The organism is Mesorhizobium sp. AR02, from assembly GCF_024746835.1.
Taxonomy (GTDB): Bacteria; Pseudomonadota; Alphaproteobacteria; order Rhizobiales; family Rhizobiaceae; genus Mesorhizobium.
On sequence record NZ_CP080531.1, the window covers coordinates 6,979,139 to 6,995,698 of the forward strand.

General features: G+C 62.4%; 23 protein-coding genes. 14 read left to right on the forward strand and 9 right to left on the reverse strand.

What is annotated here, in order from left to right:
* Positions 1 to 141: 141 nt before the first annotated feature.
* The 7 genes from purC (at position 142) to DBIPINDM_RS38230 (ending at position 3,937) form a co-directional block, all read left to right on the forward strand.
* Positions 142 to 936, forward strand: coding sequence for a phosphoribosylaminoimidazolesuccinocarboxamide synthase (gene purC / locus DBIPINDM_RS38200; RefSeq protein ID WP_027028673.1), 795 nt, complete (start codon positions 142 to 144; stop codon positions 934 to 936).
* A gap of 35 nt (positions 937 to 971) precedes the next feature.
* Positions 972 to 1,214 (forward strand): phosphoribosylformylglycinamidine synthase subunit PurS, encoded by a 243-nt coding sequence (gene purS / locus DBIPINDM_RS38205; protein WP_258589441.1) that lies wholly within the window; start codon positions 972 to 974, stop codon positions 1,212 to 1,214.
* A gap of 18 nt (positions 1,215 to 1,232) precedes the next feature.
* Complete coding sequence (locus DBIPINDM_RS38210) at positions 1,233 to 1,421, forward strand: hypothetical protein (protein WP_318036921.1); 189 nt, start codon at positions 1,233 to 1,235, stop codon at positions 1,419 to 1,421.
* A 63-nt stretch (positions 1,422 to 1,484) separates the two neighbouring features.
* On the forward strand, positions 1,485 to 2,153 hold the full coding sequence (gene purQ / locus DBIPINDM_RS38215; RefSeq protein ID WP_258584153.1) for a phosphoribosylformylglycinamidine synthase subunit PurQ: 669 nt from the start codon (positions 1,485 to 1,487) through the stop codon (positions 2,151 to 2,153).
* 70 nt (positions 2,154 to 2,223) lie between these two features.
* Positions 2,224 to 2,889: a glutathione S-transferase family protein gene (locus DBIPINDM_RS38220; protein ID WP_258584154.1), complete on the forward strand. Its 666-nt coding sequence runs from the start codon at positions 2,224 to 2,226 to the stop codon at positions 2,887 to 2,889.
* A complete protein-coding gene (locus DBIPINDM_RS38225) occupies positions 2,886 to 3,293 on the forward strand; it encodes a hypothetical protein (protein ID WP_258584155.1) in 408 nt (135 codons plus the stop codon). The genes DBIPINDM_RS38220 and DBIPINDM_RS38225 overlap by 4 nt, the downstream gene beginning before the upstream one ends.
* Positions 3,294 to 3,295: 2 nt before the next feature.
* Positions 3,296 to 3,937, forward strand: a complete 642-nt coding sequence (locus DBIPINDM_RS38230) for a Pr6Pr family membrane protein (RefSeq protein ID WP_258584158.1) — start codon at positions 3,296 to 3,298, stop codon at positions 3,935 to 3,937.
* Positions 3,938 to 3,996: 59 nt separating this feature from the next.
* Here DBIPINDM_RS38230 and DBIPINDM_RS38235 read toward each other — a convergent pair whose 3' ends face one another.
* The 3 genes from DBIPINDM_RS38235 to DBIPINDM_RS38245 all read right to left on the reverse strand — a co-directional run bounded on the left by DBIPINDM_RS38235 (position 3,997) and on the right by DBIPINDM_RS38245 (position 5,806).
* Positions 3,997 to 4,323, reverse strand: coding sequence for a hypothetical protein (locus DBIPINDM_RS38235; RefSeq protein ID WP_258584159.1), 327 nt, complete (start codon positions 4,321 to 4,323; stop codon positions 3,997 to 3,999).
* The gene (locus DBIPINDM_RS38240; protein ID WP_258584164.1) at positions 4,320 to 5,426 is read right to left on the reverse strand and encodes an IS5 family transposase; all 1,107 of its coding nucleotides are present in this window, start codon (positions 5,424 to 5,426) and stop codon (positions 4,320 to 4,322) included. The genes DBIPINDM_RS38235 and DBIPINDM_RS38240 overlap by 4 nt, the downstream gene beginning before the upstream one ends.
* A gap of 128 nt (positions 5,427 to 5,554) precedes the next feature.
* On the reverse strand, positions 5,555 to 5,806 hold the full coding sequence (locus tag DBIPINDM_RS38245) for a DUF1127 domain-containing protein (protein WP_258584166.1): 252 nt from the start codon (positions 5,804 to 5,806) through the stop codon (positions 5,555 to 5,557).
* Between the two features lie 93 nt (positions 5,807 to 5,899).
* On the opposite strand from DBIPINDM_RS38245, the gene DBIPINDM_RS38250 reads away from it, so the two are divergent.
* Positions 5,900 to 7,312 carry a PLP-dependent aminotransferase family protein gene (locus DBIPINDM_RS38250; RefSeq protein WP_258584167.1) on the forward strand — a complete coding sequence of 471 codons (1,413 nt, stop codon included), beginning with the start codon at positions 5,900 to 5,902 and terminating at the stop codon, positions 7,310 to 7,312.
* A 16-nt stretch (positions 7,313 to 7,328) separates the two neighbouring features.
* Here the strand turns inward: DBIPINDM_RS38250 and DBIPINDM_RS38255 are convergent, their stop codons facing one another.
* Positions 7,329 to 7,493: a hypothetical protein gene (locus DBIPINDM_RS38255; RefSeq protein WP_181179463.1), complete on the reverse strand. Its 165-nt coding sequence runs from the start codon at positions 7,491 to 7,493 to the stop codon at positions 7,329 to 7,331.
* Positions 7,494 to 7,750: 257 nt separating this feature from the next.
* Between DBIPINDM_RS38255 and purL the strand changes: the two genes are divergently transcribed.
* The 5 genes from purL to DBIPINDM_RS38280 all read left to right on the forward strand — a co-directional run bounded on the left by purL (position 7,751) and on the right by DBIPINDM_RS38280 (position 12,737).
* Positions 7,751 to 9,982, forward strand: coding sequence for a phosphoribosylformylglycinamidine synthase subunit PurL (purL, locus tag DBIPINDM_RS38260; RefSeq protein WP_258584168.1), 2,232 nt, complete (start codon positions 7,751 to 7,753; stop codon positions 9,980 to 9,982).
* A complete protein-coding gene (locus tag DBIPINDM_RS38265) occupies positions 9,979 to 10,503 on the forward strand; it encodes a hypothetical protein (protein ID WP_258584171.1) in 525 nt (174 codons plus the stop codon). The genes purL and DBIPINDM_RS38265 overlap by 4 nt, the downstream gene beginning before the upstream one ends.
* Before the next feature lie 122 nt (positions 10,504 to 10,625).
* Entirely contained in the window at positions 10,626 to 10,859 is a 234-nt protein-coding gene (locus DBIPINDM_RS38270; protein ID WP_010909092.1) for a BolA/IbaG family iron-sulfur metabolism protein, read from the forward strand.
* A gap of 153 nt (positions 10,860 to 11,012) precedes the next feature.
* Complete coding sequence (gene grxD / locus DBIPINDM_RS38275; protein WP_013895877.1) at positions 11,013 to 11,348, forward strand: Grx4 family monothiol glutaredoxin; 336 nt, start codon at positions 11,013 to 11,015, stop codon at positions 11,346 to 11,348.
* A gap of 120 nt (positions 11,349 to 11,468) precedes the next feature.
* On the forward strand, positions 11,469 to 12,737 hold the full coding sequence (locus DBIPINDM_RS38280) for a multidrug effflux MFS transporter (RefSeq protein WP_416361738.1): 1,269 nt from the start codon (positions 11,469 to 11,471) through the stop codon (positions 12,735 to 12,737).
* Positions 12,738 to 12,747: 10 nt separating this feature from the next.
* Here the strand turns inward: DBIPINDM_RS38280 and DBIPINDM_RS38285 are convergent, their stop codons facing one another.
* From DBIPINDM_RS38285 to rpsD, 4 genes are all read right to left on the reverse strand, one after another.
* Positions 12,748 to 13,155: a TonB C-terminal domain-containing protein gene (locus tag DBIPINDM_RS38285; RefSeq protein ID WP_258584180.1), complete on the reverse strand. Its 408-nt coding sequence runs from the start codon at positions 13,153 to 13,155 to the stop codon at positions 12,748 to 12,750.
* Positions 13,156 to 13,208: 53 nt separating this feature from the next.
* Positions 13,209 to 14,063, reverse strand: a complete 855-nt coding sequence (locus DBIPINDM_RS38290; protein WP_258584181.1) for an inositol monophosphatase family protein — start codon at positions 14,061 to 14,063, stop codon at positions 13,209 to 13,211.
* Entirely contained in the window at positions 14,053 to 14,940 is an 888-nt protein-coding gene (gene ttcA, locus DBIPINDM_RS38295; protein ID WP_258584182.1) for a tRNA 2-thiocytidine(32) synthetase TtcA, read from the reverse strand. The genes DBIPINDM_RS38290 and ttcA overlap by 11 nt, the downstream gene beginning before the upstream one ends.
* Before the next feature lie 140 nt (positions 14,941 to 15,080).
* Entirely contained in the window at positions 15,081 to 15,698 is a 618-nt protein-coding gene (gene rpsD / locus DBIPINDM_RS38300) for a 30S ribosomal protein S4 (protein ID WP_013895883.1), read from the reverse strand.
* Positions 15,699 to 16,071: 373 nt separating this feature from the next.
* On the opposite strand from rpsD, the gene DBIPINDM_RS38305 reads away from it, so the two are divergent.
* Positions 16,072 to 16,269, forward strand: a complete 198-nt coding sequence (locus DBIPINDM_RS38305) for a hypothetical protein (RefSeq protein ID WP_027042433.1) — start codon at positions 16,072 to 16,074, stop codon at positions 16,267 to 16,269.
* Positions 16,270 to 16,363: 94 nt separating this feature from the next.
* On the opposite strand, the gene DBIPINDM_RS38310 is transcribed toward DBIPINDM_RS38305, so the two are convergent.
* Positions 16,364 to 16,552 (reverse strand): DUF3008 family protein, encoded by a 189-nt coding sequence (locus DBIPINDM_RS38310; protein ID WP_258584183.1) that lies wholly within the window; start codon positions 16,550 to 16,552, stop codon positions 16,364 to 16,366.
* Positions 16,553 to 16,560 lie beyond the last annotated feature (8 nt).

Consider the following 16,560-nt stretch of genomic DNA (forward strand, 5'->3'; position numbering starts at 1 on the left):
GATTGGAAGGATTTGCCGATTGAGCAAACGATGTGATTGGGATAGACCCGGCATTGAACCCCGCCGTCGCCGCACTAATTTAGGCGGACGGACAGGAACTGGTCGCTTGCCGCCTGCCCGCAAATCCAGAGAAAAAATCAGATGAAAAATCGCCGCCGCATTTATGAAGGCAAGGCCAAGATCCTCTATGAAGGACCGGAACCGGGTACGCTGATCCAGTTCTTCAAGGACGATGCAACCGCGTTCAACAAGAAGAAGCACGAGGTCATCGACGGCAAGGGCGTGCTCAACAACCGCATTTCCGAGTACATCTTCAACCATCTGAACCGCATGGGCATTCCGACCCACTTCATCCGCCGGCTCAACATGCGCGAGCAGCTGATCAAGGAAGTCGAGATCATCCCGCTCGAAGTGGTGGTGCGCAATGTCGCCGCCGGCTCGCTGTCCAAGCGCCTCGGCATCGAGGAAGGCACCGTTCTGCCGCGCTCGATCATCGAATTCTATTACAAGGCCGACGCGCTCGACGATCCGATGGTGTCGGAAGAGCACATCACCGCCTTCGGCTGGGCCAGCCCGCAGGAGATCGACGACGTCATGGCGCTCGCCATCCGCGTCAACGACTTCCTCTCCGGACTGTTCATGGGCGTCGGCATCCAGCTCGTCGACTTCAAGATCGAATGCGGCCGCCTGTTCGAGGGCGACATGATGCGCATCGTCGTTGCCGACGAGATTTCGCCGGATTCGTGCCGTTTGTGGGACGTGGCGACGCAGGACAAGCTCGACAAGGACCGTTTCCGCCGCGACATGGGCGGCCTCGTCGAAGCCTACCAGGAAGTTGCCCGCCGCCTCGGCATCATGAACGAGAACGAACCGCCGCGCCCGACCGGCCCGGTGCTTGTCGCCTCGACCGATGGCGTCAAAGGCAAGCCGCACTGAACCAAGACCGATATTAGAACAGGAGCATGTCCAGCGTGATCAAGGCCCGCATTACCGTAACCCTCAAGAACGGCGTTCTCGACCCGCAAGGCAAGGCGATCGAACACGCACTGTCCGGGCTGGGCTTCGGCGGCGTCGGCGCGGTGCGGCAAGGCAAGGTGTTCGACGTCGAACTGGCCGAGAACGACAAGGCCAAGGCCGAGGCCGACCTGAAAGCCATGTGCGACAAGCTGCTGGCGAATACGGTGATTGAGAATTATAGTGTGACACTTACCTGAGGTTGTGTCGGAGGCACTATGTCGGAAGTCACGAATGAACTGATGTTCGAGCTTCTGAAGCGCGTGCATCACGAAATCGGTGAGCTTCGTCAGGATGTCTCCGAGACGAAACGGGAATTGAATGTGATGCGGGGTCACATGGTGGCCACGCAAAGCGATATCCACAACGTTTATGGCATTTCTCGCCAGACAAGACGATCGCCTTGAACGCATAGACAGACGTCTCGACCTGCGCGAACTAGCCGAAGCCCAGAGGCCTTACGAACCAAAATGAAATCAGCCGTCGTCCTCCTGCCTGGCCTCAACCGCGACCGCGACATGATCGCCGCACTGACCAAGATTTCGGGACAACCGCCGGTCACCGTCTGGCAGACCGACACCGAAATCCCTGATGTCGACCTGATCGCCATTCCAGGCGGCTTCTCCTTCGGCGACTATCTGCGCTGCGGCGCGATCGCCGCGCGCATGCCGGTGATGCGGGCCGTGGCCGAAAAGGCCGCCAAGGGCGTCACGGTCATCGGCGTCTGCAACGGTTTTCAGATCCTGGTCGAGGCCGGCCTGCTGCCGGGGGCGCTGATGCGCAACACTTCGCTGAAATTTGTCTGCCGGCAGATCAAGCTCGAGATCACCAACGCCAACACCATGTTCACCCGCCGCTATCAGCCGGGCCAGATCATCCGCTCGCCGGTGGCGCACCATGACGGCAATTACTTCGCCGACGCCGAAACGCTTGCCCGCCTCGAAGGCGAAGGCCAGGTGGTGTTCCGCTATGCCGAGGGTACCAACCCCAATGGCTCGATCAACGACATTGCCGGCATTATCAACGAACAAGGCAATGTGCTCGGCCTGATGCCGCATCCTGAAAACCTGATCGAAGCCGCCCATGGCGGCAGCGACGGCCGTGCCCTTTTCGAAGGCGCACTCGGCATCGCCGCTTGACGATTTCAGCCGCAAATGCAGTAAAATTTACAAGGACATCACGTCCATTGCTCTGGGGAGAGAGACGGTCATGAAACTCTATTCGCGGCCGTTGTCGCCCTACTCGTCGATCGTGCGGGCCCTGGCCTATATCAAGGACGTGCCGCTGAAGATCATCGCGCCGCCGCCGGGTTTTCCGATCCCCGAAGCGTTTCGCGCCATCTCGCCGATGAACCGGATTCCGGTGCTGATCACCGGCTCGGGCGAAACCATCGTCGAATCGGTGGTCATCGCCGAATATCTCGAGGAGCGGTTTCCGGAGCCGGCGCTGTTGCCGCCCGATTCCAAGGACCGCGCCCTGGTGCGCATGTTCGCCCGCATCACCGATCTCGACGTTCTCACCCCGACGATGAAGCTTTTCGAGCTGCATTTCGTGCCGAAGCGCAACAATGCCGAGATCGACGCGCAATTCGCCCGCCTGCACCACGGGCTGGCGGCGATCGAGGCGCGCATGGCGCAAGGCCCCTTCGCACTCGGCAACGACATCAGCTTCGCCGATGCCTGGCTGACGCCGACCCGCTTCATCTTCAACAATTTCCGCGCCATGACAGGCCGCCACGACCTGCTCGACGCCTATCCCAAATTCGATGCCTACGAGCAGATCGCATCGCAGCATCCGGCCTTGTCGCGGGTATGGGGCGAGATGACCGACGGCCTGAAGATCTTCTTGTCCGAACTCGAGATGGGTGCCGCTTGAGCAAGACCAGGACGATCGCCTTCGTCGCCGCGGCAGGCTTTGCCCTGGCGTCGTGCCAATCGACCCCGAAGAGCACGCCTGTCCCCTCGGGCAAGAGCGCGGCGCTGCTGGCCATGGAACAGGTGGCAATCGCCGCACACAAATGCTGGATCGCCAGCAAGGATCCGGCCTTCAAGCAGTATCAGATGGCCAATGAGCTGAACTCGTTCAGCGGCACGCCGCGTTTCCTTTTGGTGCCGGCCAAGCACTATGGCGGCAAGCCGTTGCTGGTCGTGCAGGCGCAAGGCAATTCGGGCCGCGTCGACGCCTTCGGGCCTTTGATGAACGATCCGCTCGGCGCGCGCATCGGCTCGGACATTGCTCGCTGGCAAGCCGGCAATCCGGCCTGCGCCGCGACCGCCTGACCATGGGCCGCTTCCTGCAGGTGGTGGGTCTGGCCATCGGTCTGGCCGGCCTCGTCCTGCAGTTCTGCATCAGCATTCCGGCGTCGATGGAAGCCGGCCGCAGCCTGCTCGGCTCGATCGTCTTCTACTTCAGCTTCTTCACCATCCTGACCAACATTGGCGCCGTGCTGGTCTGCACATCCCTGCTGTCACCCAGCTTCTATGCGTGGCTGCCGGCCTTCGCCGGACCGCGGATGCGTGCGGGGGTCGCGGTTTCGATCACCCTGGTCTTCATCGTCTATGCCACGGTTCTGGCGCGGCTCTGGCAGCCGCAAGGCCTGTTCCTGCTCTGCGATGTGCTGCTGCACTACGTGACGCCGGTGCTGTTCGTGCTGTGGTGGCTGATAGCCGGCGCCGACGGCAAAACGAGATGGAGCGACATATCCTGGTGGGTGCTCTATCCCATCGCCTATCTGGCCTACGCGCTGGCGCGGGCGCCATTCGCCGGCGAGGTGCCCTACCCCTTCCTCGATGTCGCCAAGAACGGCGCAGCCAGTGTCGCCATTGCGGCATTGGCCATCACGGCGCTGTTCCTGGTGATCTGTATCGTCGCCGTTTTTATCGATCGCGGTATCGGCCATCGCGGGGCTAAACGGGCCCGTTAATGCATGTCGCCCAAAAGTGGCCCCGGTTTTGGGAGAACGACATGCATAGAGACAAAGACCTAGCAGGCTGTTGAAGAAGTGCACTTGCGAGCGACGAAGTCAGCTTCGTCGCCGCCATGGAAGCAGATTTGTCCGTTGATGGAGCCGTCTGGTTGGATTTCAGCCCATCCAGTGCCTTGGGCCTCGTCCATTTCGTCATTGCCTTGCCAGGAGAAGGCGACATTGCTGCCATCGCCCGCGCCGAATATCTGACCAGTGACGCAGCCGAAGGCGAATTCACCGGAGCCATCGGCCGCGAACTCAATGTAGGCGGGCTCCATCATATCGCGATAGTCCTCGACGTAGTCGGGCATCGCGACGATCCGCCAGCGGCCTATGAGGCTCATGCCGGCGCCGCCAGCAGCTTGGGCAAGCGGATCAGATTGTAAGCCGCCAGGTTCAGGGTGAAGGCCGCGCCCACACGGGCGCATCCTCGCAGCTTGACCTTGGCCATACCCGCCGAGGCCTTGATCCAGCCAAACACTTCTTCGATCCGCTTGCGGCAGCGCTGGCTGACCGCATAGCCGGCATGGGAGCGCGTGCGACCATCGATCGCCGTCACGCGAGGCTTGCCGGTTTTGCTCAGATGGCCGTCGATGGCGATGTGCGGCGTGATCTTGCGCTCGCGCAGATCCCTGATGAAAGCGCGCACGTCATAGGCCTTGTCGGCACCCAGTGTGATGCGCCGCCGCGACGGTCTGCGGTCCAACATGGCGAGCGCGGCATCACGCTCGCTCGTGCCCGTGGCCTGGGTGATGCCGCCATCGACCGCCAGCCCATGGCGGTTCTCCATCAGCGCATGCCCCATGTAGCAGAGCTTCGCCGGCTGCCCGTCGCCCTTCTTGTAGAGCCGCGCCTGCGGGTCGCTCGTGCTCTGGTGTGTGTCGTTGGAGCGCTTCTCCTTATGAAAGCCGCGCTCGGCATTGCGCTCCGCTCCATCTGGACCGTTGTCGTCTCCGTCCTTGCGGCGGAAACTCTTGATCGAAGCCCAGGCCTCGATCAGCGTCCCGTCCACCGAGAAGTGATCCGACGACAAAAGCCGCTTCACCTTTGGCTGCGCCAGCACAGCGCGCAGAAACTTTGCCGCGATCTCACCTTCCAACAGCCGATCCCGGTTCTTGGTGAAGCTCGAATGATCCCAGGCCGGATCGTCAACGCCAAGCCCCACGAACCAGCGAAACAGGAGATCGAACTCCATCCGCTCCATCAACTGGCGCTCCGAGCGAATGCCGTAGAAGGCCTGCAGCAGCATCGCACGCAGCAAACGTTCCGGTGCGATCGACGGACGGCCGAGCCCGGGCGGATAAAGCACCGCAAAATCGCCATCCATCGCGACAAGAGCCGCGTTAACGATCTCCCGTATCACCCGCAACGGATGGTCTCGGCGAACCCGCGCCTCAAGGTCGACATACGAAAACAGAGAACCTGTCCGTTCGTCTAAGCCGCGCATCCACAAATCCCCAAATCATCCGGGGAGAAGTGAATCACGCTCAAATCAACCGCGCCAGTACTTCTTCAACAGCCTGCTAAAGCGCGTCGCATGAATCCGCTCAGACGCGACGCGCTTTAGATTGGCCTCTATTCCCAGAAACGCCTGATACCCTCACGATGGGCATCACAGCGCGAGATGCCGATGTCCTTGAGCTGATCGTCGGTCATTTCCAGCAATGCCAGCCGGCCGCGCCGGCGCTCCAGCAAACGGGCGATCCATTTCGCCAGCGAGCTGACCACCCACACCAGACGGCCGACAAAGCCTCGCTGGCCGGACGGGCGTAGCGTTTCGCCTGGAAACGCGGCTCTTGACTGACGGATTGTCGCGATTGTATCCATTTCATTTCTGCCAAAAGTCTCAATTGCACCCTTTTTGGGGCGCGACTGATATGTATTGACTCACATTCCGGTGCAATATAGAAAATTGTCACCATGACAAATTGGCTTCCAGATCTGACCGCCGGTGCCGGGCCGCTCTATCAACGCCTTGCGGACTCGGTTGAAGCGGGCATCGACCAGGGTGTGATCGGTGCCGGAACAAAACTGCCACCGCAACGCGACCTCGCCTACGACATAGGCACCACCGTCGGTACGGTCGGCCGGGCCTATCAATTGCTGCGTGAGCGCGGGCTGGTGAGCGGCGAAGTGGGGCGCGGAACCTATGTGCTTGGCCGGCGCGCCGACGGCGTGAAACCAGAAGCTCCCGACGTCGGCGTGGAAGGCACGCGCTACGTCGATGCGCCCCAGGACAAGCTGCGTTTCGACAGCACGGCGGCACCCGATGTCGGCCAGGGCACTGATGTCGCCGATGTCCTGTCGCGCACCGCGCAGGATCATCCCCATGAAATTTCAAGCTATACGCGCGATTTTCCGGACCGTTGGTACGAAGCTGGTGCCCGCTGGCTGTCGCGAAACGCCTTCCACCCGGCCGCCGACAGCATCGTTCCGACGCTCGGCACCCATGCCGCGGTGATGGCTGCGATCGCGGCACTCACCACGCCGGGCGATTATGTCGCCTTCGAGCACCTCACCTATTCGCAGATCTCCCGCAGCGCCGGGCTGATCGGCCGACGCACGGCACTGGTGGCATCGGACGACGAAGGTCTCGACCCGGCCGATTTCGAGCGCGTCTGCGCGCAAAAGCATCCCAGGATGATCTTCCTGATGCCGACGGCCAAGAATCCGACGCTGGTGACGCTCTCGGCAGCGCGCCGCGAGGCCATTGCAGGGATAGCGCGCGAATACAATGTCGTCCTGATCGAGGACGACCTTTACGGCAACCTCACCGACGACCAGACACCGCTGCTTGCCGAATTTGCGCCCGAACGCACCATCGTTGCCGGCGGCCTGTCGAAGTCGGTCGCGGCCGGGATGCGCGGCGGCTGGCTCTCCTGCCCGCCCGCCTATCGCCACCGTATCCGTGTCGCCCACAAGATGATGACCGGCGGCATGCCCTTCCTGCTGGCGGAGGTGAATGCCCGTCTGGTGCTTTCCGGTCAGGCCAGCGATATCCGCAAGCGCAGCATCGCCGAAATCAGCGCCCGCATCACGATCGTGCGCGAGACCTTGGCCGGCTTCGCGTTCAAGTCGCACGACAAGGTGCCCTTTGTCTGGCTAACTTTGCCCGACCCGTGGCTGTCCGGCACCTTCAAGAATGCCTGCCTGGAACATGGTGTGCTGATCGACGATGAGGACGAGTTCAAGGCCGGCCGCTCCGAGCAGGTCTTTCACGGCATCCGCTTCGGCGTGTCGCAGCCGAGGCAGCGCGGCGATGTCGCCGACGGCGTTGCGGTCCTGCGACGGCTCCTCGATGAGGGCCGCGCCGGCTACGACAGCTTCTCCTGAGAGAGCTGGGCCCGGCTCAGCCCTCGGCCTTGAAGTTGCTGGCTTCCTTCCTGGCCTTGTCCTTGCCGTGCTTTTCGGCCAGTTCCTTGGCCTGCCCGGGCGAAACGTCGGTGGTCTCGGCAATATGCATGGCCTCCTTGTCCGAGAGGCGATTGTCTTTCTTGCCCTGCTTGGTAGCCATGGTCCGGATCTCCTGAATGGTCGCAGACCCAACGGCCGGAGAGCCATAGCGTTCCCCATTCTGCTTTGCATTCCTCATGGTAATCTCGCCGATGACCGCTGGCCCGACGGACGCCTGCAAGGACCCTGATGCGGCCTACCCCGGTCATCACCTTGTTGCTTTCTGTCTTTTTCCTCGCTCGACGGGTGTATCAGCCGCAAAGCTTGCGATATGAGGGGACTCAAAATCCCCGCTTCCATGGACATAAATCGCCGCCCATGACCATTTCCAATTCCGTGCCGATCACCCCGGAGCTTATTGCCGCGCACGGGCTGAAGCCCGACGAATATCAGCGCATCCTCGACCTCGTCGGACGCGAGCCGAGCTTTACCGAACTCGGCATCTTCTCGGCGATGTGGAACGAGCACTGTTCCTACAAATCCTCGAAGAAGTGGCTGCGCACGCTGCCCACCACCGGGCCACAGGTCATCCAGGGGCCGGGCGAGAATGCTGGCGTGGTCGACATTGGTGACGGCGACTGCGTCGTCTTCAAGATGGAAAGCCACAACCATCCTTCCTTCATTGAGCCCTACCAAGGTGCGGCGACCGGCGTCGGCGGCATTTTGCGCGATGTCTTCACCATGGGCGCGCGGCCGATCGCGGCGATGAACGCGCTGCGCTTCGGCGCTCCCGATCACCCCAAGACCAGGCACCTCGTCGCCGGTGTGGTTTCAGGTGTCGGCGGCTACGGCAACTCCTTCGGCGTGCCGACGGTCGGCGGCGAGGTCAATTTCGACGCCCGCTATAACGGCAACATTCTGGTCAACGCTTTTGCCGCGGGCCTCGCCAAGACCAATGCCATCTTCCTGTCGGAAGCCAAGGGCGTCGGCCTGCCGGTCGTCTATCTCGGCGCCAAGACCGGCCGCGACGGCGTCGGCGGCGCCACCATGGCGTCGGCCGAATTCGACGACAAGATCGACGAGAAGCGCCCGACCGTGCAGGTCGGCGACCCCTTCACCGAAAAATGCCTGCTGGAAGCCTGCCTCGAACTGATGGCCTCAGGCGCCGTCATCGCCATCCAGGACATGGGTGCGGCCGGCCTCACCTGCTCGGCGGTCGAGATGGGCGCCAAGGGCGACCTCGGCATCGAACTCGACCTCGACAAGGTGCCGGTGCGCGAGGAGCGCATGAGCGCCTACGAGATGATGCTGTCGGAGAGCCAGGAGCGCATGCTGATGGTGCTGCGCCCCGAGAAAGAAAAGGAAGCCGAGGCGATCTTCCACAAATGGGGCCTCGACTTCGCCATCGTCGGCAAGACCACCGACGATCTGCGCTTCCGCGTGCTGCATCAGGGCGACCAGGTCGCCGATCTGCCGATCAAGGACCTTGGCGACAAGGCGCCGGAATATGACCGCCCGTGGGTCGAGCCAAAGAAGCCGGCGCCGCTCGCTGCCAATGACGTTCCGCAGGCCGATGTCGCCGATGCGTTGCTGAAACTGCTCGGCGGACCGGACCTGTCGTCGCGCCGCTGGGTGTGGGAGCAGTATGACACACTGATCCAGGGCAATTCGCTGCAGCTTCCCGGCGGCGATGCCGGCGTGGTGCGAGTGGAAGGCCATGCGACCAAGGCGCTCGCCTTCTCCTCCGACGTGACGCCGCGCTATTGCGAGGCCGATCCCTATGAGGGCGGCAAGCAGGCCGTGGCCGAATGCTGGCGCAATCTCACCGCCACCGGCGCGCTGCCGCTGGCCGCCACCGACAACCTCAATTTCGGCAACCCGGAACGACCCGAGATCATGGGCCAGCTGGTTGGCGCAGTGAAAGGCATTGGCGATGCCTGCCGCGCCCTCGGCTTCCCGATCGTGTCGGGCAATGTCTCGCTCTACAACGAGACCAACGGCCAGGGCATCCTGCCGACACCGACCATCGGCGGCGTCGGCCTGATATCAGATTGGTCGAAGATGGTGCGCATCAGCTTTGCGGCTGAGGGCCAGATGATCCTGCTGGTCGGCGCTCCTGCCTCCTGGGGCACGCATCTTGGCCAGTCCGTCTATTTCAGAGACGTCCATGGCCGTACGGATGGCCCGCCGCCGCCGGTCGACCTCGCGCATGAGAAGCGCGTCGGAGACCATGTCCGTTCGCTGATCGCGTCCGGCATCGTCACCGCGGCGCATGACGTTTCCGACGGCGGCATCGCTGTCGCTTTGGCGGAAATGGCGATGGCGTCGGGCATCGGCGCGACCGTTCCCGGGCTTGTCGGCACCGATCCGATCCCGGTCTGGTTCGGCGAGGATCAGGGCCGCTATCTCCTGACGCTGTCGATCGACCCGCATGGCGAGGAATGGGACGCCATCCGCAAGCAGCAGGGCGAACTCGGCATTTTCGCGCCGTGGATCGGCTCGACCGGCGGCAACACGCTGAAGCTCGGCGACGCCAGGGCGATCCCGGTCAGCGACTTGACTGCCGCCCACGAAGGCTGGTTCCCCCGCTTCATGGATCAGGCCAGTTGAGCAGACTGGCTGTCCGGGCGCTGCTTGCAGTCGTTTTCTGGCCGTCGCTGTTCTTCTTCTGGTTCCTCGGGCCGTTCGTCTTTTTCCTGCTGTCGACGACCTCGAGCGAGGTTTGCCCGCGGCTGGAAACGCGTGCCGAGTTCCTTGGCGCGGCCAACGGCGCGCTTCCGATGCTGGTGCTGCAGAACCTCATCTATGCGGTTCCGATCGTTTGTCTGGTGCTTTGGAGCCGGCTTTTGCCGGAGCCCGCAAGGACAAGCCGGGTCGTCACCTGCATCAAGCTTTTCGCCGTCGCGGCCATCCTGGGAGCGCTGTGGGAGTACGGCTCTTCGCTGGTCTGTGACGGCTACGGCCAGCCGTTCTTCTCGCCTGCCTGGCGGATGACCGGCTATCTGCCGATCGCCAACCTGGTGGTCAACATCCCGCTCTACCTGCTGGTCTTCAGCCTTGGCCGGGCCTTCTCGATGCGTGACGACGACCCCACAGCCGATGCTGTCCATCCGGACGGGAATGCGTCCTAGGTGACAATCGCGCCGGTGCTGTGCGGAACGGCTTCAATCGCGGCCGGAAAGGCTTTAGGTTTATCCCGACTCTCATCGCACGGGCCGCCACGGTGCCGCCCGCCCGAAACAGGAATTCTGCAATGGCAATGGACGCCCACGACATCGAAAAACTGATCAAGGACGGCATTCCGGACGCCAAGGTGACGATCCGCGACCTCGCCGGCGATGGCGACCATTATGCGGCCGAAGTCGTCGCCGAGAGCTTTCGGGGAAAAAGCCGCGTCCAGCAGCACCAGATGGTCTATGACGCGCTGAAGGGCAATATGGGCGGCGTGCTGCATGCACTGGCGCTGCAGACCAGCGTTCCCGACTGAGGCCGTTCCAGCCGATACCCGCTTGGCCCAACACGGCCCATCCTTTGCGCCATTTCGGCCATGGCGCGGCTAATGTCTTGTTTCGGGCAACCTATGGGTTTATTTGAAGGACATGCTTCGAGCCTGACTCCCACAGGCGTGAAAGGATGTTCCATGAGCGGTATCAACGACTACATCGACAATGAAGTGAAGGGCAACGACGTCGTCCTTTTCATGAAGGGCACGCCCGGTTTCCCGCAGTGCGGTTTTTCCGGCCAGGTCGTCCAGATCCTCGACTATATCGGCGCCGACTATAAAGGCGTGAACGTCCTGGACTCGGCCGAACTGCGCCAGGGCATCAAGGACTATTCCAACTGGCCGACGATCCCGCAGCTCTACGTCAAGGGCGAATTCGTCGGCGGCTGCGACATTATCCGCGAGATGTTCCAGGCCGGCGAATTGCAGACCTTCCTGGTCGAAAAAGGCGTGAGCGTCAAAGGCGCCGCCTGACACGCACTGAGCACCGGGGCAGCCCCGCCTCGGCAATTTGTGTGTTCCTGATACCGGGGACCAAGACGAGCCAATGCGCCGGCCCGCCGGCGCGTTTTCGTTTGAGAGATCGGACTTGCCGTGGACCAGCAATCGACAGCGCAGCAATCGGCAAGCAAACTGCCTATTCCGCGCTGGGAGTTCATTGCGCTGTGCGCAGCGCTGATGGCGCTGAATTCGCTGGCCATCGACATCATGCTGCCGGCGCTGCAGCAGATCGGCGCCTCGCTCGGCGTCGAGAATGAAAACCACCGGCAATATGTGGTCACCGCCTACATTCTGGGTTTTGGCGGCGGGCAGTTGTTCTTCGGGCCGATCTCGGACCGTTTCGGCCGCCGCTCACCGCTTGTCGCCGGACTGATCATCTACGTGGCAGCGGCTGCTGCCGCCGCCATTGCGCCGAGCTTCGAAACGCTGCTGATATGCCGCGCCGTGCAAGGCATTGGCGCGGCCGCCACGCGCGTCATCGCGGTCTCGATCGTGCGCGATACGTTCGAGGGCCGGCGCATGGCCGAAGTCATGTCGCTGATCTTCATGGTGTTCATGGCGATACCGGTCATCGCGCCCGGCATCGGCCAGTTCATCATGCTGTTCGCGACCTGGCACTACATCTTCGTCACCATGGCCGTCGGCGCGCTGATCGTGTCGGCGTGGTCGTTGCTGCGCCTGCCTGAAACGCTGCGTCCCGAATATCGCCGGTCGCTGACGGTCTCCTCCGTCGTCGGTGGATTCCGTATCGTGCTCACCAACCGCATCGCGCTCTGCTACGCCTTTGCCAGCACCTTCGTCTTTGCCGCCATGTTCGGCTTCATCGCCTCGGCGCAGCAGATCTATGTCGACATCTTCAACGTCGGCGAGATGTTCCCGGTCATCTTCGCCGGGGTCGCAGGCGTGCTCGCCTTCTCCAATTTTCTGAATTCACGCCTTGTCGGCCGTATCGGCATGCGCCGCCTGTCGCAGAGCGCGCTGCTGCTGTTTCTGGTCATCAGCCTGGCCTGGCTGGTGGTTTCGCTGGAAATCAAGATGCCGCTCTGGCTGTTCGTCACCTTCTTCGCCAGCGCCATGCTTCCCTTCGGTGCGCTTGGCGCCAATTTCAACGCACTGGCCATGGAGCCGCTCGGGCAACTGGCCGGCACGGCATCGTCCATCCTGGGTTTCATGCAGACGTTTCTCGGCGGCATCCTCGGCACGCTGATCGGCCAGGCCTTCAACGGCACGGTGACGCCGCTTGCCGCCGGCTTCTGCAGCGTCTCGGTCGCGGCGCTGCTCATGATCCTCATCGCCGAGCGCGGCAAGATGTTCCAGCCGCACAACCCACCCGTTTCAGGGCATATCACCGACCTGCATTAGACGACGTGCATCAGGATGCACCTTCAATCGCCGCCGTGAAGCGAGGCGCAAGCATGCGTCCCGCGATGGCTCCGCCCATACTGTCCGAAAAGGGCAATGGCAGAGCATCGTCGAGTGCCTTGAGGATGGATGCCACGAAGGCTCGGCTGAGCTGGGCATCGGTCCCGAGATCCGAATAGGTGGCGCGAGGCTTGCCGATCAGCGTGCCGTTGCGGCGAAGCGAGAACTGCAGCGTCAGGGACATGCCCGCGGCTCCGGGTGGCGGCTTCCAACAGGCGTAGATAGCGTCCGACATCTCCTTGATGGTGTCGACGGGATCGGGACTGTGGCAGAGGCGCTCTTGCGCGATTGCCGCGTTGGCGTTTGCAAACAAGATTGCGGCAAGAGCCACCGCAAAAATTGCGAACCGAGACTTCATTCGAGAGAGCCCCCAACGAAAGCACCAACTCTTCGGCCGCGCAAACCTGACGGTCAAGCGCTGGCCGCAGAAGTTGATCCTATTTCTGCCCAGAGTTCGCGGCGCAACTCCTGCCAGCTTTCCCGGTCGGGCGCGACAAGCAGACCGCCGCCGACATGTGACGGCAGATAGGCCGTGCCGTCGAACCGCGCGGCATGGCCGCCGGCTTCGGCATGGATCAGCACGCCGGCCAGATGATCCCAGGGCATCAGCTTGTTGTAGACGACGAAATGGCCATGGCCACTCGCGAGCAAGCGGTATTCGTGGGCGGCGCAGCGATAGTTGAACTGCGACAGCGTCTTGGTCTGGTTGCAGGCCAGCCGCGTGCGGTCGGGCTCCGCCATGTATTGCCAGGAGACCGCGCCGGTCATCTCAGAGATCGGCGCGCTTGCGGCAACCTGCACTCTCTCCAGCGTGCCGTGCGCATGGCGGATATGGCTGCCGGCGCCCTTGGCGCCGATCAGCCAATCCTTGCCGACCGGATCGTGGATGATGCCGGCGACCGTCTCACCCTTGACCACGACGCCAAGCATGACGCCGAACAGCGGCACACCGGAGGCGAAGTTGAAGGTGCCGTCCACAGGGTCGATGACGAAGGCCAGATCAGCGTCACCCAGACCATCGAGCAGCGCCGGATTGTCGGAACAGGCTTCCTCGCCGACGACCATGGCCTCGGGATAGCGCTGGCGCAGCCTGGCAGTGATCAGCCGCTCGGCGTTGACATCCGCTTCCGTCACCAGATCGGCGGCCGAGGTCTTCTGTCTGATGTCACCCTCGCCCAGCCGGCGAAAGCGGGGCATGATTTCGGTGTCGGCTGCCTCGGCCAGCAGGCTGGCCAGCCAGTCGATCGCGTTGTCGTCAAATGTCATCGGGTGCGTCTTGTCCTGTGATGAGGGTCTGGTTCAGGGCGGCAAAATCGAACAGCTTCCTGTCGAGCAGATGCGATGGCCTGGTGTTGGACAGCGCGCGGATCATCGTGTCCTTGCGGCCGGGCATGCGCTTTTCGATGTCGTCCAGCATCGCCTTCATGGCGTTGCGCTGGAGGCCTTCCTGGCTGCCGCAGAGGTCGCAAGGGATGATCGGGAACCGCATCGCGGCGGCGAATTTTTCGAGGTCGATCTCGGCGCAATAGCTCAGCGGCCGCAGCACCATGACGTCGCCTTCGTCGTTGAGCAGCTTTGGCGGCATGGCGGCGAGACGGCCGCCATGGAACAGGTTCATGAAAAAGGTTTCGAGAATGTCCTCGCGATGATGGCCGAGCACCAGCGCTGAGCACCCCTCCTCGCGCGCGATGCGGTAGAGATGGCCGCGCCGCAGCCGCGAGCAGAGCGAGCAATAGGTGCTGCCCTGCGGCAGCTTGTCGGTGACGACCGAATAGGTGTCCTGGTACTCGATGCGGTGGGCAATGCCGTTGGCGTTGAGATAGTCCGGCAGGATGTGTTTTGGGAAATTCGGCTGCCCCTGGTCGAGATTGCAGGCCAGCAATTCCACCGGCAGCAGCCCGCGCCATTTGAGGTCCAGCAGCATGGCGAGCAGGCCATAGGAATCCTTGCCGCCCGACAGCGCGACCAGCCAGCGCTGGCCCGGCTCCACCATCGAGAAATCCTCGATCGCCTGGCGGGCCAGCCGCAGCAGCCGCTTGCGCAATTTGTTGAACTCGACCGAGGACGGCACATCGGCGAACAGCGGGTGGGAGCCACCCTCGGCGACCGGTTCAAGCGTCTCTATCTCTGGCTGCATATTCATGGCGCGGCGGCCCCGGAGGTGACTTCCGCCCGGATTAGCGCATTGGCCGGAGAATCGAAACCGCAAAGCGGAAGCACGAAACAAAAAGGCCGCCTCGAGGGGAGGGGCGGCCTTTTCCGATATCGCAGAAAAGCGTTCGCTTAGCGCGAATAGAATTCGACGACCAGGTTCGGTTCCATCTGGACGGCAAACGGAACGTCCGCCAGGCCGGGGATGCGCGAGAAGGTCGCGACCATCTTGTTGTGATCGGCTTCGATGTAGTCCGGCACGTCGCGCTCGGCGAGGCCGACCGATTCCAGGACGATGACCAGCTGCTTCGACTTTTCGCGCACTTCGACGACGTCGCCCGGCTTGCAGCGGTACGAGCCGATGTTGACGCGCTTGCCGTTGACGTTGACGTGGCCGTGGTTGACGAACTGACGGGCGGCAAAAATGGTCGGCACGAACTTGGCGCGGTAGACGACCGCGTCGAGACGCGATTCGAGCAGACCGATCAGGTTCTCCGAGGTGTCGCCCTTGCGGCGGTCGGCCTCTTCATAGACCTTGCGGAACTGCTTTTCCGAAACGTCGCCATAGTGACCCTTCAGCTTCTGCTTGGCGCGCAGCTGCAGGCCGAAGTCGGAAAGCTTGCCCTTGCGGCGCTGGCCGTGCTGGCCGGGGCCGTATTCACGCTTGTTGACCGGGGACTTCGGGCGGCCCCAGATGTTTTCGCCGAGACGGCGGTCGATCTTGTACTTCGCGGATTCGCGCTTGCTCATCGCATTCCCTTTTCAAAAACAACACACCCGGCACCTCATGGTCCGGGTGAAGGAAACGCGCCCTCCTCTGGCCTCCGTTTTCGAGACCTGACAGGGTTTTCCCACGCAACGCGGCGGAAAACCCACGGGACACGTCAGTTCAAACAAAACCAGAAACCAAGGCAACCGGTCTTGCGCATACAAAACAAACACCGGACATCGCTGCCCGGCGTTGGCGGCTGGTTAAACCGAGATTTAACCGGTGTCAAGCTTGTGAGTGGCGCGGCGCAACGCAACCCTATAGCGTTCGGGGCGTTATGCGATGCCGGATGTGGCGGGAGGTTTGCGCCAACGGCACCAGGAAGGGATCTGGAGCTAGAGGAGTCCAATTAGCATGAAGAAGTTCTTCCTTACTTTGGCAGGCGCCGCGGTGCTTGCAGGTTCGATGGCGGTGGCGCCGGAACCGGCCATGGCGCGCCATTGGCACGGCCATAAACAGGTCTGCCGAATCATCGTCAAGAAGAGGGTGGTGTGGCGGCATGGCCACCGCAGGGTGATCGTAGAGCGGATACGGCGCTGCCATCGCTGGTAAGGCAAAACATTGCCTAGAGACTTTGCTTGAAGAAACAGGCCCGCAGTTCCGCTGCGGGCCTGTCTGTTTGGTCAATGTTTCGCGAACGACACACTCAGTCTTTCGACTTCTTCTCCGGCAGGCCCTTGCGCTTGGTCTCGGCGAATTCCTCCAGTTGCTTCTCGCTCATCGATTCATACATTTCGCGTGAAGCGCCCTTGAGTTCGCTCTTTTTCGCCTCGCCGCGCTTGGCGGAGAGCGCGGCGCCCGCGGCTTTCTGCTGGGCTTTCGAGGTGGCTGGCATGGCGGGTT